Consider the following 25670-nt stretch of genomic DNA (forward strand, 5'->3'; position numbering starts at 1 on the left):
CAGAATATCTTACAACAAGTTCCGTTCTTTCATGGATTGCAATGCCATAAGCACTCCATACTTGACATGGGAATAAGTTAAACCGCCTTGCATATAACCAATATAAGGCTCACGAATCGGCGCATCGGCTGACAGTTCCAGACTGCCACCTTGAATGAACGTTCCGGCCGCCATAATAACGGGGTGCTCATAACCAGGCATCTCCCAAGGCTCAGGCACTACATGACTGTCGACTGCAGATGCCCGCTGAATCCCCTGAACAAAAGCGATTAAATGTTCCGGACCAGAGAAAGAAATCGCCTGAATCAAGTCGGTTCGCTTCTCATTCCAGGCCGGCTTGGTCACGAAACCTACCTCTTCAAAAATAGCAGATGCAAAAACACTCCCTTTTAACGCTTGTCCAACGGTATTCGGCGCAAGAAACAATCCCTGATACATCCCGCGTGTCGTTCCAAGCATTGCACCTACTTCGCGGCCGATGCCGGGAGCTGTCAGCCTGTTTGCAGCTTGATCTACATATATCTCTTTACCGCAAATATAACCTCCGGTTTCCGCTATTCCACCTCCCGGATTTTTAATTAGTGAGCCTGCCATCAGATCGACACCAAACTCTGTCGGCTCATGCTCTTCTGAGAACTCTCCGTAACAGTTATCTACAAACACGATGACATCCGGCTTAATCGCTTTAACCTTCTCCACCATCAATCCGATTTCTTCTACCGTGAAGGAGGAACGCCAATCATAACCGCGTGAGCGCTGGATGCCAATCACCTTTGTTGCCGGGGTGATCGCTTTAGCAACACCTTCCCAGTCCACTTTTCCATCCTCAAGCAGATCCACTTCTCCATAGCGAATGCCAAAATCCTTCAGTGAGCCCGCTCCATCGCCCTCTTCTCCAATAACTTGATGGAGCGTGTCATATGGACGACCCGTTATGTATAACAGCTCATCTCCCGGCCGCAAAACCCCAAACAAAGCGGTCGATATCGTATGCGTCCCGGACGCAAAATGAGGACGCACCAGGGCCGATTCGGCCCCGAATACGTCTGCATATACTTCATCCAGTACTTCCCGGCCGCGGTCATTGTAGCCATAACCTGTTGAACCTGCAAAATGAAAATCACTGACTTTACTGCGCTGAAACGCTTCAATGACCTTCCATTGATTGTAATCAACAATGCGGTCGATCTCTCGTATTTTTTCTTCTACCTTCTTTTCTGCCTTTACACTTAACTCTAAGATGTCTTGCGAAAAAGTTGCCATAACGTCCTGGTCTCTCCTCTGTCATCTTTCATAATTGTATCTAGTGTTCGATATAGCTCGTGAGCATATAGCCCATCTTTTCATAATCAGCTTTGTTGATCCGGACTTTATATATAATGTCATCCTCTTTAATCGTCTGTTCAATCACATCCCCAATCCGGAATACAACAGAGCTGACATCCCCACGATCCGCCGGAATGCGAAATTTCAGTTCCCCTCCGGATAGATGATCCTGAATGGCGTGCCGAACAGCATCCATATCGGCCTCATCATAAGCGCTTATTTTCAGAAAGCCTTCCCCGGAAGGAAGCATCTCAAGCTGCTCCGGGCTACAGAGGTCTTTTTTGTTAAACAGAACGAGCTGCGGCTTATCCGCCGCTCCCAGCTCTTCCAAAATGGATTGAACGACCGCTATCTGTTCCTCACGCATCGCTGACGAAGCGTCAACAACATGCAAAATCAGATCAGCTTCATTCACTTCTTCCAATGTTGCCCGAAACGCAGCAACGAGGTCGTGCGGTAGATTTTGAATAAATCCAACCGTGTCGGTTAACACCACCCCTTTGCCACTTGGCAGCTCTAGCACGCGGGATGTCGGATCAAGCGTTGCAAACAATTGATTTTCAATGTAAACATCGGCTGCTGTCAGTTTGTTCAAAAGGGTAGATTTTCCTGCATTCGTATAACCAACCAGAGCAACTTGAACCGTTCCGGTCTTTTTGCGACGTTCGCGATAAAGAGCACGATGCTTCGTAATTTCCTCTAGCTGACGCTTCAAGTCACTGATCCGGCCTCTGATATGCCGGCGGTCGGTCTCTAGCTTGCTTTCGCCGGGACCTCTCGTCCCTATACCACCTCCAAGCCGTGACAGATTTTTACCGTGACCGGACAAACGCGGCAGCAAATAACTGTGCTGTGCAAGCTCCACCTGGATAATACCTTCACGCGTCTTGGCACGCTGAGCGAATATATCTAAAATCAATTGTGTCCTGTCAATAATTTTCACATCTAAAGCCTCTTCAAGATTGCGCACCTGTGCTCCAGACAGCTCCTGGTCAAAAATGGCCGTATTGGCTTCAAGACCATCAATTAACATCCGGAGTTCTTCCACTTTTCCTCTCCCAATAAACCATTTGGAATCCGGTGTTTCACGGTTTTGAGTCACTACCTCAAGCACCTGCACACCGGCGGTTTCCGCGAGCTGAACAAGCTCCTGAAGTGAGTGCTCGGGGGTCATGTCAGACCGCTTCACCTGATCGGTGACAAGACTGACCAATACAGCTTTGTCCGGCACCTCGGTCCTCGTCTCGTGTATGTTATTTGCCATAATCATTGCTCCTTTAATTCCGGTTTCTTATTGGTTACATCTAGCCATCACTATTAGGCATATTATTCCCAGCTCTAAAAAGCTATTGTTTACCTACCAGTTTAAAATCCTCCGGACGAAGCGTCATCAACTCAAGCTTGCTCGGATTTCCGGCAACATATTGATTGAGCAAGCGCACTGCCTGATTCCGGATCGATTTTTCAATCAGATTTCGAACATATCGGGCATTGCTAAAAGCATGAAGTTGACTCTCTTTCTCCACCTGAAGATGCTCCCTCAGTTTCATCATAGACTGCGGCATAAGAATATAATCCCTTTCCTTGGCCATCAGTTCGGAAATTTGAATTAACTGGTCCATATTATAATCCGGGAAATCCATCTGGATCGGGAATCGCGAATGAAGTCCAGGGTTACTGCACATAAAAAAATCAATTTCATCCGAATAACCCGCCAAAATCAGAATGAACTGGTTCTTGTGGTCCTCCATCGCCTTAACAAGCGTATCGATCGCTTCCTTGCCGAAATCTTTTTCCCCGCCCCGGGCCAGGCTGTATGCTTCATCGATGAATAAAATACCGCCGATGGCCTTCTTCACCAAATCTCTTGTTTTCTGTGCTGTGTGTCCAATATATTCGCCCACAAGATCCGCACGCTCAACTTCAATCAGATGACCTTTGTTCAGAACGCCCATTTTTTGAAACAGCTTGGCGATAATTCGTGCAACCGTCGTTTTTCCTGTACCTGGGTTTCCTTTAAAAATCATATGAAACACATGACCGCCGCTTAATAAGCCGATCTCAGAACGCATCTGGGCCACTTGAAGCAAAGCGTAAATTTCGTAAACCAGCTCTTTAATCTGGTCAAGCCCCACCAGTTGATCAAGCTCTTTTTGAATTTCCTGGAATAGACCGTGCTGCGGCAATGGACTCGGCGATGGGACCGGGTCGCGCTCGGGAACCGCAGTGCTGACCAGTGGAGGACTGGCGCTGCGGAGCACGACATTGATCTGTCTGGATGGCCGCCTTTCAGAACGGCTTTCACTGGCCGTTACACGTCCGTTCATAGCTCCTCACCTCTTTATCCAAAGGGCTCAATATCTATTCCAATGTATTCTATTTAAAAGCAGGTTATTAGAAGTTTCATCACTTCCATCCGAATTGAATGAGAATTCGGTCAAATGTCCACTTGGTGTAAGCCAGAATCTCACGACCTTTATGCTTGGCCATAGGCAGGACAGTAGAAGTCGTCAATGCCATTTCCGGATTATCATAATTCAGCGTTTCCGCGACTTCCAGCGATCTCGTGCCATGATAATCATGAGTGACAATAATCGCGGAAGACCACCCGTGCTCTTTCATGATGCGTTGACTGAACAACAGATTTTCATATGTGCTTGTCGCTTCATTTTCAAGAAAAATATCATCTTCCTGAACGCCTGCTTCAACAAGATAATTTCGCATTCCTTCAGCTTCCGTATATTTTAGCCCCGGTGCATCCAGCCCCCCTGTGACGATGATGGAATCATAAAATCCTTCTTCATATAGGGTCAGTCCATGCTCCAATCTTTCCCTAAGTCCGGGACTAGGCTGGTCCCCCCACATAGAGGCGCCTAGTATGATGCCGACATCTGCTTTCACTGTCACCGTGCTTTCGGCTCTATTAATTTGAAAATACACATAAGCAACCCAAACGAGCCCCAGCAAAAACAGAGCAAGCAATCCATATAGTATCCGTTTTCGCCAAGATCGGCCTTGGGAACGGCTTGAGCTCTTTATTTTGGTGAACATAGGCTCGCGCATTATTTGTTCCTCCTAAATTCTCCGTTATGAAATAAACGGTCACGATGCTCAAGCGACATCATAAAGTAAGGAAATTCATGTGCGTCAATGGCGCGCAATATTTTGCGAGCTGTCACCTTGGCCTGCCGATAATCATCACGGGTAATATCATTTCGCGAAAGCGCATCTTCCAATTCATCCTCATCCAGCAAAAAAACTTCACCGTTCTTATTTACCACAACATCCAAATATAAATCATCAAACCATGGAACGCCCTGGTCGGTGACCCCCTGCTTCTTGCAGATATCAATATACCATTGTACGATTTGACGCTTGTCATCGAACATGGCTGTAACAATAAAATGGCTGTCTTTAGGAAAATATTGCAACCACGAATACCCTTTATCTGCAATGCGATATGTATGTTCTCCGTAGGTTTTCCACAGCGGTTCTTTCAAGCCGTATATCGTATATAAAGTAAGATATCCCGTGAACTGATCACATTCCACATAACGGGAAGTGAAATGCCTGCGGGTGATGCGGCGCCAATTCGCCCGGTCTCCGAATTTACGTTTCATGGAACCTTTCCTCCCCATATCGTAACCTCAGCTTACCACATTTAAGTTTCACACTCAAAAAATGGAGCCTCCGCTTTTATGCGGAGGCTCCGGTGTGTTCCAAAAGCAATTGCGAATCGGTTATTCATTCCCCTGTATGTCATTAGAGGCAGGAGGAGTGCTCTCTCCGGCTTCAGGTGTAGTCGTTTCCTGTGTGGATGACCCATCGCCAGAAACATCTGATTCTCCACCCGTAGTCGGAGGAGTTGTTCCTTCTCCGGAACCGGTATTGTCGCCACCTTGACCTTGGTTACCATTGCCTTGACCATTGCCTTGACCATTGCCGTTTCCTTGGCCCTGGCCTGGATCTCCCTGGCCGTGCCCCTGATCCGTTCCTTGATTGTGATCAGGCTCTTGCTCCGGATTCGTTTCAGTATCCGTTCCTTCTTCCGGAGGAACAGGTTCGTTCGTTTCATCTGGCAGCTCCTCCGGTTCTTCCGGCGGAGCTACTCCGGCAGTAACGACTTGCAATATGTTCGAAGGCTCGGATTCTATCCCTTGCGCCGGGTCATACGCTGTCACATAGTAACTGTACGTCAAGCCTTCCATGGCACTCATATCATCGGCCGAGGTTGTACCTAGCGCATCCATGATACGTCTGTACTCTGCTTCAGATGATTCCTTTCTATACACCCGATACTCAATGCCATTTCCGTCAACCGGACTCCAGTTCAGATTTACCGTCTGATTCTGTGCATCGTAGGAACCTGTCAGATTTCGTACCGCCTCAAGCTCTACCTTCGGCGGCTCTTTCTCGACGGGTTCGGGAGCTTTCGTTGTAGGGAACTGTTTCGGCTCATATCCCTGAACCGCTTTTTCCATAACATTGGCCCATATAGACGCTGCCTTCGCACTTCCTTGCTTCATCATGCCGCTTTTCCCCGGATCGTCAAAGCCGAGCCATATCGCTGCGGTAAGCTCTGGCGTGTAACCAGCAAACCAAGCATCACGCACGCCGCTTACACCTGCAATACCGCTCTGGGTCGTACCGGTTTTACCAGCTACCGAACGGCTGATCTGAGCATTACGCCCTGTACCGCCCTCAGTAACACGCAGCATCATATCGGTCATCTGTGAAGCTGTCTCTGATTTCATGACACGTTTTTTGTTCCCGCCTTTATTCTCGTGAACAACCTTGCCATCGCTGTTTTTAATTTGCTTAATGGCATATGGTTCAACCAGTTCTCCGCCATTGGCAAATGCAGTGAAAGCCCGGGCGATTTCAAATGTATTCGTTCCATCTGTCATGCCCCCCAGCCCCAGAGACAGGTTCATATCCTTTTCATTCATCTTGATGCCCAGTTTTTCCGTAAATTCATACCCGGCTTTAACCCCGATCTGATCGAGCGTCCAAACGGCCGGAATATTCGTTGAATACTGAATGGCATCAGACATGCTTATCGTATTTGAGTATCTGCCGTTAAGGTTGGTAGGACAGTACGTACCGTTGCCGAAACATTGTTTCTTATTGCTAAGCTGAGAGTTCTTTGAGTATTCCCCAGTTTCCAGTGCTGGAGCATATACAGCAATCGGTTTTAAAACCGACCCCGGAGAACGGCGGCTGTCGATCGAACGGTTATAGCCACCGCGCTGATAATCGCGTCCACCCGTTAAAGCTACAATGGCCCCGGTATGCTGATTCATAATGACCATCGATCCCTGAGCCAGCTGACCATCCTTACCTTTTTCAAAGTTTTCAGGATTGTTGAACTCAGCTTCCAGCGCTTGCTGAGCATTTGCATCCATCGTTGTATAAATATGGTAACCACCGACATTCAAATCATCCGCAGTAAGTCCCCATTTCTCTTCAGCTTCCTGCATGACATAGTCGATAAAAGCAGTATATTTCTCCTCCTTGACAGGAGGCTTGTAGTTATAGTCTACCTTCTTCGCTTCTTCCGCTTCTTCCGCTGTAATATATCCCTGTTCCTCCATCAGCGTGAGCACAACTCCGCGACGCTCCTTGCTCAGATCAGGATTTCTCAGCGGATTATATTTCGTTGGTCCCTTTGGCATCGCCGCCAGGGTTGCCATCTCCCACAGTTCCAAATCGTTCAGATCACTTTTTCCGAAATATCGTTCAGAGGCCGCCTTGATTCCGTAATAAGGTCCTCCGAAGTTAATCCGGTTTAAATACATTTCCAAAATCTCATCTTTGGTATAGTTCCGTTCCAGGGCCAATGCAATCGACATTTCCGTCGCTTTACGGAAAAACGTCTTGTCCCGAGTCAGGAATATATTTTTGGCAAGCTGCTGCGTAATGGTACTTCCGCCTTCCACTAGGGAGCGAGCCATAATATCTTTTACGGCAGCACGCCCGATCGCCCAGATGTCAATTCCGCTGTGTTCATAAAATCGTTTATCCTCTGTTGCAATAAAAGCATTTTTCAATTGTTCGGGTATATCCTCGATTTTAACAGGTTCGCTTTTCTGAATAGAAAGCTCCCCCATAAGCACTCCGTTGCGGTCATAGACTTTGGACGTTCCATAGGCTGTAAGCTTGTCTTTATTCTCTTCCAGTATTTTTTCACCGCTGATCATGATGAACAAATAGCCGGCCAAGGCACAAAAGATGGCGATAACCGTAGTGAAAAACAATGCCCATCCGATTTTCTTCCCTCGGTTGCCTTTTTTCTTTTTCGAAGACTTCTTTGTTGTTTTAGGGGCCTCTTTGTTTTTCTTCACCCTGGACATTTGATTTTGATCTTTTCCAGCCATAGTTCCCCTCCTGACTCCCTTTTTAATCGATCTCTTCCCGAATGAAAAGAACAACCTTCTCAGGTTGCTCTCTTGCACTCCTATACAATTAAACGAATGATAAACAAAAAAGTTTCACAATAATCAATTCCGTTAATAATTTCCACTATAGTGTATCGTTGTTGTTGTCCTGCATCAAGGAAACATTGCGCTGCGGCATGAACGTGGAAATCGCATGCTTATACACCATTTGTTGGCGTCCTTCACTATCAATGACAATAGTAAAGTTATCAAAAGCTTTTATCGTTCCACGTATCTGAAAGCCGTTTGTAAGATATACTGTGGCAGGAATGTTCTCTTTGCGCAATTGGTTCAAGAACGTATCTTGGATGTTTATGGACTTGTTCATTAGCCGTACCCCCAATGGTTCAATTAGATTGTTTTGAAGTATATTCAAGATTCGATAGAAACTTTCCTGCTATTATACCATGGATCTTTTCGTAATTCGCAGGAAAATTTTCAGAATCGGTGACATCCACCCACTCGATGTCCTTCATTCGGCGAAACCAGGATAACTGTCGTTTGGCGAATCTTCGGGTATCGCGCTTTAACAGCTGCACGGCTTCCTCATAGCTGTATTCACCTTGAAGATAGGATACGATCTCTTTATACCCCAGTCCCTGCATGGATACAAGCTCGGGGGCGTATCCTTTGGCCAGTAGCCCGGAAACTTCTTTAACCAGCCCTTGGCCGAGCATTATATCGATGCGCTCTTCAATACGTTTATATAGCATTTGCCTGTCCATTGTCAAACCGACCAGGCAAAGATGGTAGGGAGATTCCTTTTTTTGCAGCGCTAACTGGTCGGACAGACGGACTCCGGTCAAGTGAAACACTTCCAATGCGCGGATCACACGGCGAAGATCGTTGGGATGGAGACGTTCAGCACTTTTCGGATCAACTTCAGCCAACTTTTGATGAACCGCCTGGGCTCCATGTTCTTCTGCAAACTTAAAATGAGATTGTCTAAACTCCTCATCTACGCTTGCTTTACTGAATTGAAAACCGTAACAAACGGATTCGATATAGAGTCCTGTTCCTCCCACAATAAACGGAAGATTTCCACGCTCGGTAATCTCCCGGATCAAACGCTCGCTTTGCTCCTGGAATTCGGCAACAGAATAAGGATAATCAGGATCGTGAATATCGATCAGATGATGTGGAACCCCCTCCATCTCATCTGTAGAAATTTTCGCTGTCCCGATATCCATTCCCCGGTATACCTGCATGGAGTCACCCGAGATAATCTCGCAACCAAACGCTTTGGCAAGCTTGATGCTCATCTTCGTCTTGCCTACAGCGGTTGGACCGACCAGTACTAGAAGATTAGGTTTAGGCTTTTCTGTCAATGGATATCACTCCGTACGCAATTTTCGACTGACTCCGCTCGGGCACAGTAAAACCAAGGCGCGAAAACTCTCTGCTTCCTCGCTTTTCTTTCAGCACAACGGTTTTGCGAGCGACCCGGACCGCCTCACGCACGCTCTGTTCATCCAGCGCTTCATTGTTGGCATACGACCTGAGCGGGTTGATTGAAGCTGATTCATTCATAGGTTCCCGAAACATCGGGTCAAAATATACAATATCTACGCTTTTGTCCGGCAATGTTTTTAAATAATCCCGATGATGAGCGTGTTTTACATCGATTCTTCGCATGGCATCATTACAAACTTGCATATTGCTTTCATAAGTCCGAAGGCCCTCTTTCAGAAACACATAAAGGGGAAAAGAGCTCTCAAGCGCTGTTATACTCCCGCTCTTTCCTCCTTTAACGGAAAAGACCAAGGAATCCGCGCCCAGACCTGCCGTACAATCAAGAACGGAGTCTCCCTCCTCCATCCGCGCCGCTTCAAGCATAGGATCAGAGTTCCCGTTAAGAACACGCTTTAACCGGATAAACCCCATGCTGGGGTGGAATTCCATAACAGAGCGCCCGGGCCCTCCCAAACGAACACGCCCTTCCAATACGACCAGAACATGTTCAGCCCCGGTCATTTGAGCAAGCCGTTTAAGCGATCGGCCTTCGCGTGCCACATAACGGCAGCCTGTCTCTTGAGCTAACGATCTCGCTCGCTCTACGAGAGTCGGAGCTTCCGCCTCTCCTGTCGTAATGATCATAAATTCCTCCTTTTTCGGTTACATCACGCGTTTGAACATCTTTTCAAGATCATAGGTCGAGAAAGAAACCACAATGGGCCGTCCGTGCGGGCACGTATAAGGCTGGCGACAGGCGGCCAACCGCTGAAGCAAGGTTTCGGCCTCTTGCTCTGTCAGCTTCTGATTCGCTTTAATGGAAGCTTTGCAGGAACATAGTATGGAAGACGTCTCCCTCAGTTTCGCCAAGTCGATATTTCGTTCACTTAATACCCATTCCGCCATTTCTTCAAGCAATTCCTTCTCCGTACCTTTTGGAAACCAGAATGGATGAGAACGGACGAGAAACGTCTGTCCGCCAAAATGCTCCAGATACACCCCCACCTGTTCGAACCAATGCAGGCGTTCCTTCACTTTTTCCGCTTCAGACGGTGTGAACTCCAATGTAATAGGAATTAGCAACTCTTGTGATGCATCCGCCGGTTTACCGAATTTTTCATAGTAGTATTCATAGTTGACACGTTCATGAGCCGCATGCTGATCGATCAGATACAGTCCGGTATCATTCTGGGCAATCAAATATGTGCCATGATGCTGCCCGATTAAAGACAGCTCTGGAAACGGCGGGATTTCCGGAGCATCTCCTCCAGCAGCCTTCAGCCAGTCCCCGACTTTCTCCATGCTGTTCTGCATCGGTCTTCCCTCTCCACGAAGATTAGGCCGATAAGTCCCTGCAGCGGTTTCTCTCGTTTGCGAAGCGTGAGAAGTCGGTGCCCCGCCTGCCGAATTAGACTGCCCGTATGCCCCTCTGTTTCCAGAATGCGCAGCCCACTCTGCAGCATCCTTGCCTTTGAGTCCACCATCATTGCTGTTATCAAAATCAGCAGCCTTTCTTTCGGTGTCAGACCTTCTCTCAAATGCAGATGATTGGCCCTTGCTGCTGTCAGGTCGATCCTTAGAGGAAGAGATTAAGTCTCGCTGACCTCCCTCCGAAGAGTTCTTCGTAAAATGAAACTGCTCCTGTATGAATGAATGTCCATCCTTACCAAGACTCTGTTTAACCGGGCGAGGAATAAGCACCTCCTGGCTTAAAACCTTGCGAATTTCTTCTTCAACAAAAGCAAACAGCTCCGGTTCCTTACTGAAGCGAACCTCCAGCTTCGACGGGTGAACGTTCACATCCACCAGTGACGGATGCATCTCAATCTTCAACATCGTCAATGGAAACCGATTGATCGGCAGCAATGTATGATACCCTCGCAGGACGGATTGACTCAGCCCGTAATTCCGAATATATCGTCCGTTGACGATCAGCGACATCGCATTCCGGTTCGCTCTCGTCCAGTCGGGTCGGCTAACAAACCCTGAAATCGTGTAATCCATATTTTCAGCGTTGATCGGCATCATCGCTTTGGCAGCCTGGGTACCGTATACAGCTGCAATCACTTGAAGAAGATCTCCGTTGCCAAGTGTCTGAAGCAGCGTATTTCCATTATGACGCACTGTAAAGGCGATATCGGGCCGGGACAGTGCAAGGCGGTACATATAATCGGAAATATGGCCTAGCTCTGTCTGGATTGTTTTCATATATTTCAGCCTTGCCGGTGTATTATAAAACAATTCTTTAACTACAAAATCAGTTCCTTGAGGCGCTGCCGTCTCCTCCTTGGCTTTCAAGTGACCGCCCTCAATTTCCATCAAATATCCCCGGCCATCTTGAGTATTAGAGGTCACAAGCCGAACTTTGGATACGGCTGCAATCGAAGGAAGCGCCTCTCCTCTAAACCCCAGGCTCGTAATTTGGAACAGATCACGACCTTGGGAGATTTTGCTGGTCGCATGCCGGTAAAAAGCCGTCTCACAATCTTCCGGGTCGATGCCGCTCCCATTATCGGTGACCCGAATGCTCTGCAAACCGCCTTCCTCCACAGCCACGTCGATTTTGGTGCTGCCGGCATCAATCGCATTTTCGACCAGCTCTTTCACGACGGAGGCAGGCCGCTCCACCACTTCACCAGCAGCGATTTGGTTGGCGATATGCTCGTCCAATATGTGTATTTTGGCCATCGTTCCTACCTCCTAACATCATTGATCAGCTATATTGATCATCTATTTCCCAGCATCCTTAAAAGATTTCACAAAAGAGTTGCCTTCATCTTCAGCTCATTCAACAGCTGGATCGCCTCAAGCGGCGTCATGTTCATCACATCCGCCGTTTTGACAGCCTCGATAATTCGCATGATATCAGGGTCCGCCATCGTAGAGGCATCTGCCACATGTGGGGGCGGCGATTTTTTGGTTTGAACCCTTTCCGGCTCTTCATCACCAAAAATAGATAGCTGTACAACGGTATCATCGTCACTTACTATGTCTAATGTACGATCCGTTTCATATTCTCCCCCATGTTGTTCAGAAACGCTATCCTCAGAAGCGCAGGCAGTAAGCGCATCAGATGTCATACTGCCCTCCCCTGTTACCGCAGCCGTAGAAGCCTGCTCCAATCCTTGCAGAAGACCGTATGCCCTATCGATAATGCTGCCGGGCAGTCCCGCCAAACGGGCACAGTAAATGCCATAGCTGCTGTCCGCTGCACCAGGAATGAGTTTTCGCAGGAAATGAACTTGATCTCCGCTCTCCTGAACCGCCATCGAAAAGTTCCGAAGGCCTGAGAGGCTGTCCTGAAGATGGGCAAGCTCGTGAAAATGCGTAGAGACGAGCGCTTTACATCCAATATGATCATGAACATATTCGATAACTGCTTGCGCGATCGCCATCCCTTCACTTGTCGAGGTCCCGCGACCCAGCTCGTCTATAATAATCAGGCTTCGCGGTGTAGCCTTCTCGGTCATCACCTGGATATCCGCCATTTCCACCATAAAGGTACTCTGCCCGCCGATCAAATCGTCAGCAGCACCGATACGGGTGAAAACACGATCCACCAGCGGAAGAACCGCTTTATCCGCCGGCACAAAACAACCGATCTGCGCCATAATGGACACGAGTGCAACTTGGCGCATGTATGTGCTTTTACCAGCCATATTCGGCCCTGTAATCAGCAGGATTGAGGAGCCGTCCTTTCTGAGCTCTGTTCCATTAGCTATAAAAGAGGTATCCTTCATCACCGCTTCAACTACCGGGTGACGCCCGTTCTCAATGATCAAATCATATTCTTCACTCAGCTCAGGCTTAACAAAACGATGCTCTGCACTCACTGCTGCCAATGATTGATATACATCGATCTCGGCCACTTTTTCGGCAAGCTCTTGCAGTCGGGTAATCTGGGTGTTTAGTTTGTCCCTGATTTCGATGAAGAGAGCGTATTCGAGATCCACCATCTTTTCCTGCGCTTCCAGAATAAGTCCTTCCTTCTCTTTCAGCTCAGGAGTAACATATCGCTCGGCGTTCGTTAAAGTCTGTTTGCGCTCATAACGACCTTCCGGCAATGACGCAATGTTCGCTTTCGTTACCTCAATATAGTAACCGAATACTTTGTTATAGCCGATTTTCAACGACTTGATCCCCGTCGCTTGTCTCTCTCTGGCCTCCAGCTCGGCGATCCAGCGTTTGCCGTTCGTACTCGCTTCTTTCAGCTCATCCAGCCGCTCATGATACCCCGCTTTGATCATGCCGCCATCTCGAACCGAGATCGGCGGGTCCTCTACAATAGAGTCCTCTATAAGCTCACACAGATCAGCGCATACATCAGTAGCCTCTGCCAGCTTTTGCAAGGTCAAGGAGCCAGATTCAGCACACAAGCTTTTCAATGCAGGAATTTGACGAAGCGAAAGCTTGAGAGCATTCAAATCTCTGCCGTTCGCACTTCCAAAGGCGATCCGTCCGACCAGTCGTTCCAGATCATAAATTTCCTTCAATGCCATCCGCAAATCTTCACGGAGTATGTACTGATTGTACAAATAATCAACGGCTTCAAGCCGCTCTTCAATCCGGCTGCGCTGAAGCAGCGGTTTATCAATGCGGCGCCGTAACAAACGTGCTCCCATCGATGTCTCGGTACGATCAAGCAACCACAGCAACGAGCCTTTCTTGGAACGTTCACGCACGGTCTCGACCAACTCCAGATTCCGGCGAGTGAACGGATCAAGAACCATATATTGTCCCGGCTCGTAAGCTGAAACCTGAGTCAGCTGTCCAAGCGAGCGCTTCTGTGTCTCGCTTAGATACGAGATCAGCAGCGATACACAGACCCGTCTTTCTTCATCCAGACGAGCCCATGCCGCTTCTCCAAATTGAGAGCGGACCAACTGATCATCCTGCCGCTCCCAAGGTGTATATAAAACCGGACGGTTCATAGATAACGCCTGGGATGAGACAACTTCAAGCAGATCTTTATCCCCTATCACTTCAGACGGCTCATAAATACCGATCTCATCACGGAGCCATTCCTCCGAGGCAGGAACCGAGGTTACATAAAGCTCCCCTGTGGACAGGTCACACGCTGCAAGCGCCATAAGACCGCCGTGAGCTGTAATACATACCATGTAGTTATTCGATTTATCGTTAACCGACTTGCCATCCATGATCGTACCAGGTGTAACAACTCGAACGATTTCCCGGCGAACCATCCCTTTGGTTGCGGAAGCGTCCTCCATCTGTTCACAGATAGCAACCTTGTATCCTTTTTCAATCAGTCGCTGGATATACCCTTCGGCAGAATGATACGGGACGCCGCACATTGGAATACGCTCATCGCCCCCTCCATCACGCCCTGTCAGCGTAATTTCCAGCTCTTTGGACGCGAGCACAGCGTCCTCGAAAAACATCTCATAAAAGTCTCCCAAACGGAAAAAAAGAAACGCATCCTGCGCCTGTTCTTTAATACGTAAATATTGTTCAATCATCGGCGTATATTTTGCCATGACTTACCTCCATGCAATTCTAGCTTGACCTCTATTATAACAGAAAAAGTCAGAAGGTCACGGGCATGAACGGAATATTCCAGAGAGGGCGAATGTCGCGGCTTTCATCCCATTTTCTCCCTTCCGCAATATATGCAAATACCCGGTCGATCACTTTTGCAAATCGGTCGTAATCTGGAAGAAGAGCAAAATCTCGATGCAGCTTTGCCGCACATTCCTGAAGCACTTCTACTCTTCCCTCATAGTATGCTTTGTGATATCTTTCCCGGTTCAATGGCCTTGCTCTCAATTTGTCATGATGATGAATAATAAGGTATGCCATATACAGCGAAGCCTTAGTGATAAAGGGAGATACAAGAAAGCTGGGGAGGGTTCGGTACTCAAATCCTCCGTGTGGCTGCATGCGGTAATCTCCGAGAAAGCCGTAACGAGGGCGCCGGGCACGGCTTGACGGATCTTCAAGGATAGCCAGAGGAAGTGCCAGATAGTTGTCCAGAGACTGAAGGAGAGGTAATGAAATCCGAACGCCACTGAAATGGATATGCCCCCCGAGCGGAAAGCCTGGAACCGGCATCCCGCCTGCTTTCCATAGAAGAGAAGAGTCTGTAATCTGCTGTTTCGCGGATAGCAAAGCCAAACGCATGGATTTCAGCAGTGCATCGGGATGCTGCTGTGGAGCAGGACGCAGCTCTGCCAGCGGATAACTAACCTCCTCACCTTCCCGAACAGCATCGCTGCCAGCTACACCATTTCTATCCAAGTATAGGGAAGCAGACACCACATCTCCCTCGCGGTTTACGAGTATAAATTCCGGGTCCATTCCCATTAAAAATGCAGCTTGGTTCTCCATCCTGGTCACCTGATCTTTCATCCCATGACAGCTCAGACCATCAACACCAGATTCCTGATTGAGCACAATCCGTTCTATTGCATAACGTCTGCCTGACAGAGCAGCGATCTGTACTTCTCCCTGGTCCGTACCCAGCGCATACAATGCTCGTCTAGCCGCCTTTTCCATTCTTTTATGCAAACCATCCTCAAGACCTCCAGGGAGCGCTGCCACGTCCAACCATCCAGCTTCGTTCCCACCTTGTGTTGACAACATCACTTGTGCTGACTCCATTCCACGAACCTTGACCCGATATGCTGGTATATATCGCCCCGCCCCCCTCTTCAAAGGCCATGTTATCCGGCTTGACAGCCCTGAACGCCTCAATCTGGCATCCATTTTCTCAGAAGAAAGCATCTCTACCTTATTCAATTCGGCAAGCTCATCAAGTACCTTGACCAAACTAAAAACCTCCTGTCAGACAACAAAAATGAGACTCCCGCGAACTAAACTTTTCATCATCTAGAGAATGTGTCGCTGCCTGGCGTATGCCAGGATTAAAAAAAGCTCCAATCGGAGCTTTTTTTTCGAAGATGCGCTTGAGTATACGTAAAAATCAGAAATCATTCCGAACATTTGTAAAAAAAGAGGGCGTTTGCCCTCTGCAAAACCGCCCCTACTGCATATGATGTACCAAGTCGAGTGGGGGAGGTTTACAGCTCATCATCCTCCAGCTCATCGAAGTCGAGGTCCTCATACTCACCGTACTCCTCGCCAACGAAATCAAATTCTTTATCCTCATACTCACCGTGCTTGTGCTTACATACCTTAACCATTACTTTCGTCTCAGCAATAAGCTCTACGGAGTACTCCCGCTCTACACGCAGAATAACACTTTTGCCGTTAGAGGATACGCTTGCTTCCACACAGCTTGGTTCCTGAGTCGCTTCCGCAGATACCTCTACCGTAGATGCCCGATGCTTGGGGTCCAGGTAAGAGAGAGGTACGCGCTCTACATAAGATACCGTTTCTTTCGCCACATCGGTCTGCGAATTTTTGTCATAGGAATACCAGATGTTTAAATCGTAAGTACCAATAACTTCAATTCCGTCGCTGGCTACTACCGCCTCATACTGATGGTTTATAATCCAGGCTCCCAAAATACTGGTCGGATTATTGGACGGAGTCACGGTATGTGTTACGGTAGAGAATTTACGACCCTTGCCGCAGATGGCCTTCGTAATGATCTCTCTACATTCGTGTTTACTACTCAATGACATCTTCGAACCTCCTCCATACAATCATTCTCTACATGTGTATGCACGAAATGGGCGAATGTTGAATGAAGTGGTCCAAATAAATTCATATAATGCTGAAAATATTAAAAAAAGATTTAAAAATTTGCTGTAAAAAGAATTGAAATCGAACATTCATGACATTAATATCTTTAATTCTCAATTCCCTAAGAGAGTACGACATTCTCTTCTTTAAATTGAGCATTATACAGAGTTTTGTATCGCCCGCCCAACTGAAGCAGTTCCTCATGATTCCCTTGTTCCACCAGTCTTCCGTGCTCCATCACAAGAATCATATCGGAATTTTGTATCGTTGTTAGCCGATGTGCAATTACCAATGTAGTTCTACCAATCATTAATTTTGTTAACGCATCCTGCACAATTTTCTCGGATTCATGATCAAGAGCGGCTGTAGCTTCATCTAAAAGTAGTATCGGAGCATCTCTCAAAATAGCTCTCGCAATAGCTATTCTTTGCTTCTGTCCGCCCGATAACCGGTTACCTTTTTCTCCAATCTCGGTATCCAATCCTTGAAGCAACCCCACGCTATGAAGCAATCACTTCTAAATTTCGAGGTGCTATTCTTGCTCCTGATTGATCCTAAGAGTGAACCTTTTCATTGAATTCGATTAAAAAAGCGCCAACCATTGCATGGCTATGCGCTCTTCTTCCGACACTATTTAGTTATTATTGTAGTTAGCCCTTTTCCCTTTGCAGCTTCGGTTTGACAGAACCTGTAGGCGCTTTACTCTTCTTCGAAATTTTCAAGAAGTATTCAAGCTCCCGGCACAGCTGCAGTATCGCCGAGCGCAGCTCGAACTCTTCCCGAGTGCGTGGCAGCTCCATCTCTTTAAACTTGTCCACCAGTTCTTCCAACAGCTTCTCTGTCTTTCCGGTGTATTCCTCGGTCACGACATCCTTGCTCAATTGATCAAATAATTGGGCTGTAAGCTCGCCGTGCGTAAGTCTCTCATAAACCTGGGAGATCATGTGCACCATCGCCTGGATGTTATCCAGCTGCTCTTTTCGCATATAAAAATATACATTCCATGCCATATCCGGTTGAAGCATCTGATTCTCCATAGCCCGGTTGCTTTCCTCTATTCCGCGCTCTACCGCCTTATTCGCCTCAATCAGCTCCTTCCCGTCCCATACATGTTCCGGATCGCGAAGAGTGAGTGAAATATGTTGAAAAATTACAGAGAAGAGCCCGTCCACTTCATGGCGTATCTCCATTAAACGGCCTTCTCCTTTCGGCATATAAGCCATATTGACGATCATAGCCGAACCAAGACCAATGACCAAAAGCTCGATCTGGGTCAGGAATATGTCCGGACTAAGCGCGTTCTCATTAAATACACGGAACACAACGACTGAACTCGTCACGATGCCTTCCTTAAAGTTCGCCCTCGATATAGCTGGAAAAGCAATCAATATGTACAGCGCCAAAACCCAATAATGGAAACCGAGCAGTGAAAACAAAATGGAAGCCAACAACAGGCCGAGCAAAGAGGCGAAGAATCGTGACGATACGGAGCGCAGACTGCGCTTGCGCGTTACATCCACGCCCAGAATCGCCAGTAGACCTGCCGAAGTTGCCCCCGGTATATTTAAAACGTCGGTAACTAAAATCGCGAGCAGTGTGGCCACTGCTGTCTTAATAATTCGAAATCCCATGAACAGCCCTCTCTTGTGTTTATCGTAATCGTAATCCCATGGTATCCGATTTTAGTGCTCTGAACAACCTGGGCTGCCACAAGAGTGTTTGCCACGACAAATCAGCTTTCGATCTATCGGTGACTCAGCAATTTTTTCTCAATATAAACAACCATTTGATACATAGCCGTTGCCACTACGGCGATAATGAGCAGGCTGGACAGAACGAGTGTAAAGTTGAATACTTGAAAGCCGTACATAATCAAAAATCCGAGACCTGCCTTGGCCACAAGAAATTCACCGACAATTACACCGACCCAGGCCATCCCTACATTCACCTTCAAAGTAGAAACGATCGCCGGAAACGAGGCCGGGAGAATGACCCGTTTAAATACTTGGGTCTTCGTACCGCCGAAAGTGCGGACAACCTTGATCAGATTGGCGTCCACCTCGGAGAAGCTGTTATACACAACAAGTGTTGTCACAATGACGGTAATAGATAGGGTTGTTACAACAATGGCTGTGAAGCCAGCACCAAACATAACGATAAATATTGGACCGAGCGCTACTTTGGGCATACTGTTAAAGACAACCATGTAAGGATCGAGCACCTTGTTCAGAAAAGGCGACCACCAGATCAACACCGCCAGCAGCGTACCTATGAATGTACCCAATAGAAATCCAACGACGGTTTCAGCTACCGTGATCCCCAAATGCATCCAAATTTCCCCTGTGACGATATCGTCCCAAATATGCACAAAAACTTTGGTTGGATAACTGAACAACAGGACATCGATCCACTTCAATCGTCCCGCCAGCTCCCAAAAAGCGAAAAACAAAACAAGCAGCATCGTCTGCGCCATAATTACACGATTTTGAATTTTTCGTTTACGCCGCTTATGACGGACATGTATTTCCTTAATCCAGCCGGTATTCGAAGAATCCTGGCCGGCCTGAAGACGTTTCGGATCAGTCATATCATCGCTTCACCCCTTGCTGCCAATAGCTTCCATCTCACCCCATATTTCATGAAACAGCTCATTAAAACCCGGTTCCTTGCGCGCGTAGAACGGTTGAGTATTCCTGATATTTTTAGGTACAGTAAAGGTGCGGTGAACCCGGCCAGGATTTCGGTTCAACAGCACTACCCTGTCACTCATGGCGATAGCCTCCGACAGATCATGCGTAACCAAAACAGCCGTCTTGTTCCGCTCATGCAGCGTTTCAACAATCAGATCCTCCAGTTGAAGCTTTGTCTGATAGTCCAGTGCCGAGAACGGCTCATCCAGAAGCAGCAGTCCCGGATCTGTGGACAGCGTCCGTGCAAGCGCCACCCGCTGGCGCATCCCGCCTGACAATTGCTGCGGATACAGACTCAGGCTTGCGCCAAGTCCCAGCTCTTCCAGCAGCGCCACCATATTGCTCCGACTTTCATCCGACAACTGTCCCGTCAGTTCAAGTCCGATCAACGAATTATCCAAAATGGTGCGCCATGGAAACAGATAATCCTGCTGCAGCATATACCCGACCTCAGGCGAAGGACCGTTCACCGTATGCCCGTACACCTTCACTTCCCCGCGCGATGGCTGCAGCAAACCTGCAATAATCGAAAGAATCGTCGTTTTTCCACAGCCGCTTGGACCGACCAAACTGATAAATTCGCCCGGAAGTACGTTCAAATGAATCCCTTCAACAGCCAGAGAGGCTTCCCGGTCAGTCACATACACATGAGCAATATTATGAAGTTCAACTACCGGCACCATGATGCTCTCTCCTTTCGTTTGTGAGATGAATGTTCATCAATGGTTGTTCGCCGCCTGCTTCGCTTTTTCCGCATAACTGTTATCCACTATGGTTTCCAAAGGCACACGTTCCTTCAGCTCCCCAGCTAGTTCCATAACGTCCAGCAGGTTGTTCCATTCTTCTTCGCCCAAAATTGGATCGGCCGCATATGTCCCTTGTTCTTGGTACCGTTTAACGGATGAAACGACGATTTCCCGCTCGGTATCTTTAAAATAAGGCAAAATAACATCCGCAACTTCTTCCGGACGATGTGAATCAACCCATTGCTGAGCTTTGTAGAGCGCATTCGTAAACTTTTGCACTGTATCCTTATTTTTGTTCATATAGCTTTCTTTCGTCATAAATACCGTATATGGCAAATGTCCGCTTTCCACTCCGAATGATGCAACGACCTTTCCCTTGCCTTCTTTTTCAAAAATAGAAGCCTGCGGCTCGAACAACTGAACAAATTGTCCAGTGCCGGAAGCATACGCTGACGCAATGTTCGCAAAATCGATGTTTTGAATCAGCTCCAGGTCCTCTTTAGGATTGATTCCTTGTTTGTTTAATGTGAATTCTCCGGCCATTTGTGGCATCCCGCCTTTTCTCTGACCGAGGAAAACACTCCCCTTCAACATTTCCCAATTAAACTCGCCTGTTACATCACGCGCCATAAGAAAAGTACCATCCGTTTGGGTCAGCTGAGCAAAGTTAATGACAGGATCATCAGCCCCCTGCTGGTACACATATATGGAAGTTTCCGAACCGACCAGCGCCACATCTATCGCATCTGACAGCAGGGCCGTCATCGTTTTATCACCGCCGAAAGTCGTCTGAAGCTCGACATTCAGTCCTTCCTCTTTAAAAAAACCTTTCTCTATTGCCACATACTGAGGTGCGTAGAATATAGAACGTGTGACCTCTCCAACCTTTACTTTCGTGCCTGAACCTTCACCACCGCATCCAGCAAGCACCACCCCGCATACAAGCAGAATGGAAAAAGCCAGGCCAAGCCATCTTCTGTGCATCCTTATGAACCCCTCCATTCCCTTAACCATGCGTTTCCATTCAGCATATGCACAGAGCTTGTTTAAGGTTAAACGCCCGAGTGACGAGTAACACAAAAAAAGCTGCCCCGATTACCCGGAGCAACTTCTGATGTAAATATTCTTTTACAACTTGTAAATCTCTTTATATTTCTCTTCCAAATAGTCTGCCAAATAATCTGGATTCAACTCTTCGCCAGTTACGCGGAGAATGATTTCAGCCGGAGTCTCGCTCTTGCCGTATTTGTGAATTTTTTCAATCAGCCATTCCTTGATTGGAGCAAGATTGCCCTCTTCAATCCAGCTGTCCAATTCAGGAAGCTCCTTGCGCATAGTATGCATAAATTGAGCAGCGTACATATTGCCGAGAGAATAGGAAGCAAAATATCCAAAATCCCCGCCAGACCAGTGTACATCCTGCAGCACACCAACGCCATCGTTCGGCGGCATAATGTCCAAGTATTCCTTATACTTTGAATTCCATACTTCGGGAAGGTCTTTCACAGAAAGACCTTCATTAAAGAGCATCTTCTCAATCTCATAACGGATAATGACGTGCAGATTGTACGTCAGCTCATCCGCTTCAGTTCGAATCAAAGAATTCTCTACCTTATTAATGGCAAGATAGAACTGCTCCGCATCCACATTTTCAAGTTCCTTTGGAAAATGCTGCTGCAGATCGCCGAAATAACGACGCCAGAACGGACGGCTGCGACCGATCATGTTTTCCCACATACGGGACTGCGACTCATGAATCCCCATGGACGTGCCCGTTGCCAGTGGAGTGCCTGCCAGTTCTTTGTCGATATTTTGCTCATACAAAGCATGCCCACCCTCATGCAAAGAGCTGAACAGCGCACTCGTGACATCATCTTGAAGATAGTTCGTTGTAATCCGTACATCTCCGATACTCAAACCCGTGCAGAATGGGTGCACACTCTCGTCAAGACGTCCGGCTTCAAAATCATAACCCATCTGCTCCAGCATAAACAGACTGAGCTTTTCCTGCTGTTCCTTCGAATACAACTGCTTCAAAAATCCGGTATCCGGCTTGTTCGGAGAATCCAGAATCGATTTAAGCAGCGGAACAAGCCGAGCACGAAGGCGGGAAAATACATCGTCCAGCTTTTCGACCGTCAAGTCCGGCTCATACATATCAAGCAGTGTATCATACCGGGTTTCCTTCACACCCCAATAGTCGATAAACTCCTGCTTGAACGCTACAATTTTGGTTAGAAACGGCTCAAAGCCGGCAAAATCGCTATTTTCCTTCGCATCCTCCCACTTGGATTCAGCGTGAGCAGCCAAAACGGTATACTCCTTAAACCTATCTGCCGGAATCAATTTGCTTCGATTGTATTCTTTGCGGCATTCCTCCACCATACGGCGGTTTCTCTCATCAAGCTGCTGCTCTATTTCCGGCTTGGCAAAAAAGTCGAGTAATTCCCCCATTTCCGGCGAGGTTTGAAGTTTAAATGCCTCGGTTGAGAGCATGCCGATCGTCTCAGAGCGCATCTCCACTCCTTTACGGGGAGCTCCTGTACGGAGATCCCAATGCAATAAACCTACGGCTTCGTAATAGCTCATCGTTTTTCGAATCAATTGTTGAAACTGTTCCCATCGTTCTTGAAGTTGTGCATCCATATATCGGGCCCTCCTGCTTTCGTTTATGTATTCCATTTCTACTATTGATGATACTTTTTACAAAGTTTATAATCAACTTCTAAGTAGATCGTCTAAATTTAAAACATATAAAGGAGTGTGAGGTGCCGTGATGATTCAGCTGACCGCAGAGGCAGAAAAAAAATTAAGAGAAAAAATCGGGAGTCATCCGGGCAGAGTCAGACTTGTCTATGACACTGAAGGATGCGGCTGTGCTGTTAATGGAATACCAGGGCTTGCCATCATAAACGAGGCGGATGCTGAGGATGTCACCATCTCGGCGGGCGATCAGGTCATGTTTGTCATAAACCGCCGGCAAGAAGTTTTTTTCGAAGATTCCATGACTTTGGATGTTATTCCGGGGCTTGACAGCTTCCGGCTGGATAGCCGTCATCAAACGTACGGTACGAACATTCAACTGGTGGATACCAGATTATAAACCTTAAGAAACGCTACACATCCGTTCATGGGGAGGAACCTGATTTATGACAACACATCTTAGCAGTATTATTGAGCATAACCGTACTTTTGTTGAGAACAAAGAATATGAAGCCTACCGCACAAGCAAATTTCCAGACAAAAAAATCATTATTATCACTTGCATGGACACACGTCTGGTAGAGCTGCTGCCTAAAGCGATGAATTTTAAAAACGGTGACGTTAAAATAATCAAAAATGCAGGCGGAATTATCTCGCAGCCGTTCGGATCGGTCATGCGAAGTGTACTCGTTGCGCTTTATGAGCTAAATGCCGAGGAAGTGATTGTGGTAGGACACCATGAGTGCGGAATGGCTGCCTTGAATGCGGATCATATGATCCAATCGATGATAGAGCGCGGCATTTCGGAAGAGGTCATGTCAACACTTGAGAATTCCGGCATTAAATTGACCAAATGGCTGCGCGGATTCGACAACATTAATGCAGCCGTTCAACATACGGTAAGTATTATTAAAAACCACCCTCTTCTCCCGCCCAATATTCCTGTTCACGGGATGGTTATTGACCCGACGACCGGCGCGCTGGATCTGGTTGTTGAAGGATATGATCAATCAAAATCGTAATATACCCAAGCACGGGCTGTGATCAGCACGTGCTTTTTTCCTTACAGTCTTATATATTTCCGCCGTTTCAAGTATAGGCTGAAGGTATTTCATCTAAGACTTCTTGTTTCTATCAGGTTGTCAAACCATACAGTTTCAGTGTACACTTTGAACAAACGGACCTGACCCGGGATTGTTAACTTAGTTCCAGGGAATCCACGATTACGTTTCAAGGGAGTTTTGTACATGAACACGTTGTCTTACGGCCTGCTTGGTCTGCTCGCCAGAAAAGAGTCGTCCGGTTATGAGTTGATGCTAAGAATACAACCCTTTTGGCAAGCGAAGCACAGCCAGATTTACCCACTTCTCTCCGCCATGGAAGACAAACAACTTCTCAGTTCACGTTGGGTACAGCAAAGTGACAAGCCCGACAAGAAAGTTTACATGATTACAGAACCAGGTATGCAGAAGCTGCGTGAATGGATGCATCTGCCGCTCGCACCCTCTGTAACGAAAGATGAACTGTCACTGCGCACATTTTGTCTTTGGTTAAGCGATATCGGAATTGCACTGGACATGTATGAGGAACGCCGTAAGCTCTATTTTGACAAAAAGCTTTTTTTCAATGATATTTTAAAAGCAATCCCTGAGGATCAACGCCATTTCAGCAGCAAGGAATTCAGTGATTACATCCTTGCCTCCAAAGGACTTATGATGGCTGAAACAGAGCTGAAATGGTGTGACTGGGTACTGGATCTTCTGAAGCAGCACCGGCTGCAGAAGGCTTCGGGTCATCGATCATAATTTTTTTGAAACCATATCGTGCACTAGTCCGTAATACATTCATTAAGATTAAACATCTATTTTAACTGGGAGGTTCAACGAAAACACAATGAAAAAAGTACTTGCTATTTTTGTAATGCTCACTATGTTCTTCGTAGTGATTGCCCCTGACTCCGTTGATGCTAGAAGAGGTGGCGGCGGCTTTAGCTCAGGAAAGAAATCGTTCTCAAATACGCCTAATAAAAAATCAGACAATGTCCAAAAGTCTACGAATAAATCCAACACAAACGCCAACCAAGGCGCAACGAAAAAACCTGGATTTTTCAGCGGCGGCAGCTTGATGAAAGGATTGATGATCGGCGGTCTCGCAGGCCTGCTGTTCGGTGGATTGTTTTCCGGAATGGGTGTTCTCGGTAACATCTTAGGGCTTGCTGTCAACCTGCTGGCAATCTGGCTCCTCATTATAGCCGTTATGGCAGTTGTAAGAGCTGTAAAAAACCGCCGTCGTGATCATGAACGGCGCGACAACCGGTACTAATTATGATTCTGAGCATGGATGAGATCATCAATGCGGTCTGTATCCATCAGGCAGAACGCAGAGGTGTGAAACCTACCGATGTCGTCGTTGAGCTTTGCTGGGATGAAGACACCGGCTTCACTGCTGAAATTTGGGTGAACAACCGGAGTCAGTATTTGATCGAAGCCAACCTGATCGAGGCGATTCTACGCTACCTGTACTCCGAATACAATATTCGGGCTTATCGCGAACAGGTGAGACTCGAACTAGAAGACGAAATTATCGCGATTGTCGAGCAATAAATGTATACAGTAAAAGGGAAGCTCCAAAAGGTCGATTTGACCCCG

23 protein-coding genes and 1 pseudogene are annotated in these 25670 nt (G+C 47.2%); 5 read left to right on the plus strand and 19 right to left on the minus strand.

All coding sequences use genetic code 11. The features are described from left to right. Window positions 1-9: 9 nt before the first annotated feature. The 19 genes and pseudogenes from C8268_RS11520 to C8268_RS11610 form a co-directional block, all read right to left on the minus strand. Window positions 10-1263: a methionine gamma-lyase family protein gene (locus tag C8268_RS11520; protein ID WP_106767788.1), complete on the minus strand. Its 1254-nt coding sequence runs from the start codon at window positions 1261-1263 to the stop codon at window positions 10-12. 40 nt (window positions 1264-1303) lie between these two features. Further along, window positions 1304-2590 carry a GTPase HflX gene (hflX, locus tag C8268_RS11525; RefSeq protein ID WP_106767789.1) on the minus strand — a complete coding sequence of 429 codons (1287 nt, stop codon included), beginning with the start codon at window positions 2588-2590 and terminating at the stop codon, window positions 1304-1306. Between the two features lie 82 nt (window positions 2591-2672). Then, complete coding sequence (locus C8268_RS11530; protein ID WP_106767790.1) at window positions 2673-3653, minus strand: AAA family ATPase; 981 nt, start codon at window positions 3651-3653, stop codon at window positions 2673-2675. Window positions 3654-3732: 79 nt separating this feature from the next. Then, complete coding sequence (locus tag C8268_RS11535) at window positions 3733-4389, minus strand: YdcF family protein (RefSeq protein WP_106767791.1); 657 nt, start codon at window positions 4387-4389, stop codon at window positions 3733-3735. Continuing rightward, window positions 4389-4946 (minus strand): ribonuclease FAU-1 family protein, encoded by a 558-nt coding sequence (locus C8268_RS11540; protein WP_106767792.1) that lies wholly within the window; start codon window positions 4944-4946, stop codon window positions 4389-4391. The genes C8268_RS11535 and C8268_RS11540 overlap by 1 nt, the downstream gene beginning before the upstream one ends. Window positions 4947-5066: 120 nt before the next feature. Then, the gene (locus C8268_RS11545) at window positions 5067-7703 is read right to left on the minus strand and encodes a transglycosylase domain-containing protein (protein ID WP_106767793.1); all 2637 of its coding nucleotides are present in this window, start codon (window positions 7701-7703) and stop codon (window positions 5067-5069) included. A 145-nt stretch (window positions 7704-7848) separates the two neighbouring features. Continuing rightward, entirely contained in the window at window positions 7849-8091 is a 243-nt protein-coding gene (gene hfq / locus C8268_RS11550) for an RNA chaperone Hfq (protein ID WP_106767794.1), read from the minus strand. 19 nt (window positions 8092-8110) lie between these two features. Continuing rightward, entirely contained in the window at window positions 8111-9091 is a 981-nt protein-coding gene (gene miaA / locus C8268_RS11555) for a tRNA (adenosine(37)-N6)-dimethylallyltransferase MiaA (protein ID WP_106767795.1), read from the minus strand. After that, entirely contained in the window at window positions 9075-9860 is a 786-nt protein-coding gene (locus C8268_RS11560; protein ID WP_106767796.1) for a class I SAM-dependent methyltransferase, read from the minus strand. The genes miaA and C8268_RS11560 overlap by 17 nt, the downstream gene beginning before the upstream one ends. Window positions 9861-9878: 18 nt before the next feature. Next, window positions 9879-11903: a DNA mismatch repair endonuclease MutL gene (mutL, locus tag C8268_RS11565; RefSeq protein WP_106767797.1), complete on the minus strand. Its 2025-nt coding sequence runs from the start codon at window positions 11901-11903 to the stop codon at window positions 9879-9881. A gap of 68 nt (window positions 11904-11971) precedes the next feature. After that, window positions 11972-14713, minus strand: a complete 2742-nt coding sequence (mutS, locus tag C8268_RS11570) for a DNA mismatch repair protein MutS (protein WP_106767798.1) — start codon at window positions 14711-14713, stop codon at window positions 11972-11974. Window positions 14714-14762: 49 nt separating this feature from the next. Beyond that, window positions 14763-16004, minus strand: coding sequence for a putative amidoligase domain-containing protein (locus tag C8268_RS11575; protein ID WP_234032765.1), 1242 nt, complete (start codon window positions 16002-16004; stop codon window positions 14763-14765). A gap of 251 nt (window positions 16005-16255) precedes the next feature. Next, the gene (cotE, locus tag C8268_RS11580; protein ID WP_106767799.1) at window positions 16256-16822 is read right to left on the minus strand and encodes an outer spore coat protein CotE; all 567 of its coding nucleotides are present in this window, start codon (window positions 16820-16822) and stop codon (window positions 16256-16258) included. A gap of 182 nt (window positions 16823-17004) precedes the next feature. Beyond that, window positions 17005-17379, minus strand: a pseudogene (locus tag C8268_RS11585) (ATP-binding cassette domain-containing protein); the annotation flags it as partial. Between the two features lie 154 nt (window positions 17380-17533). After that, window positions 17534-18514: an aromatic acid exporter family protein gene (locus C8268_RS11590; RefSeq protein ID WP_106767801.1), complete on the minus strand. Its 981-nt coding sequence runs from the start codon at window positions 18512-18514 to the stop codon at window positions 17534-17536. A 113-nt stretch (window positions 18515-18627) separates the two neighbouring features. Next, the gene (locus tag C8268_RS11595; protein WP_106767802.1) at window positions 18628-19470 is read right to left on the minus strand and encodes an ABC transporter permease; all 843 of its coding nucleotides are present in this window, start codon (window positions 19468-19470) and stop codon (window positions 18628-18630) included. A 9-nt stretch (window positions 19471-19479) separates the two neighbouring features. After that, the gene (locus C8268_RS11600) at window positions 19480-20256 is read right to left on the minus strand and encodes an ABC transporter ATP-binding protein (protein WP_106767803.1); all 777 of its coding nucleotides are present in this window, start codon (window positions 20254-20256) and stop codon (window positions 19480-19482) included. A 36-nt stretch (window positions 20257-20292) separates the two neighbouring features. Further along, window positions 20293-21303, minus strand: coding sequence for an ABC transporter substrate-binding protein (locus C8268_RS11605; RefSeq protein ID WP_106767804.1), 1011 nt, complete (start codon window positions 21301-21303; stop codon window positions 20293-20295). Between the two features lie 144 nt (window positions 21304-21447). Next, complete coding sequence (locus C8268_RS11610; RefSeq protein WP_106767805.1) at window positions 21448-22965, minus strand: carboxypeptidase M32; 1518 nt, start codon at window positions 22963-22965, stop codon at window positions 21448-21450. 130 nt (window positions 22966-23095) lie between these two features. Between C8268_RS11610 and C8268_RS11615 the strand changes: the two genes are divergently transcribed. From C8268_RS11615 to C8268_RS11635, 5 genes are all read left to right on the plus strand, one after another. Continuing rightward, window positions 23096-23422 carry an iron-sulfur cluster biosynthesis family protein gene (locus C8268_RS11615; protein WP_234032975.1) on the plus strand — a complete coding sequence of 109 codons (327 nt, stop codon included), beginning with the start codon at window positions 23096-23098 and terminating at the stop codon, window positions 23420-23422. Between the two features lie 46 nt (window positions 23423-23468). Next, entirely contained in the window at window positions 23469-24044 is a 576-nt protein-coding gene (locus tag C8268_RS11620; protein ID WP_106767807.1) for a beta-class carbonic anhydrase, read from the plus strand. Window positions 24045-24269: 225 nt separating this feature from the next. After that, a complete protein-coding gene (locus tag C8268_RS11625) occupies window positions 24270-24827 on the plus strand; it encodes a PadR family transcriptional regulator (RefSeq protein WP_106767808.1) in 558 nt (185 codons plus the stop codon). Window positions 24828-24915: 88 nt separating this feature from the next. After that, window positions 24916-25344, plus strand: coding sequence for a hypothetical protein (locus tag C8268_RS11630; RefSeq protein ID WP_106767809.1), 429 nt, complete (start codon window positions 24916-24918; stop codon window positions 25342-25344). 2 nt (window positions 25345-25346) lie between these two features. Then, on the plus strand, window positions 25347-25625 hold the full coding sequence (locus C8268_RS11635) for a YxcD family protein (protein WP_106767810.1): 279 nt from the start codon (window positions 25347-25349) through the stop codon (window positions 25623-25625). The last annotated feature ends 45 nt before the right edge of the window (window positions 25626-25670 follow it).

Source organism: Paenibacillus faecalis, from assembly GCF_900289175.1.
Lineage (GTDB): Bacteria > Bacillota > Bacilli > Paenibacillales > Paenibacillaceae > Paenibacillus_AQ > Paenibacillus_AQ faecalis.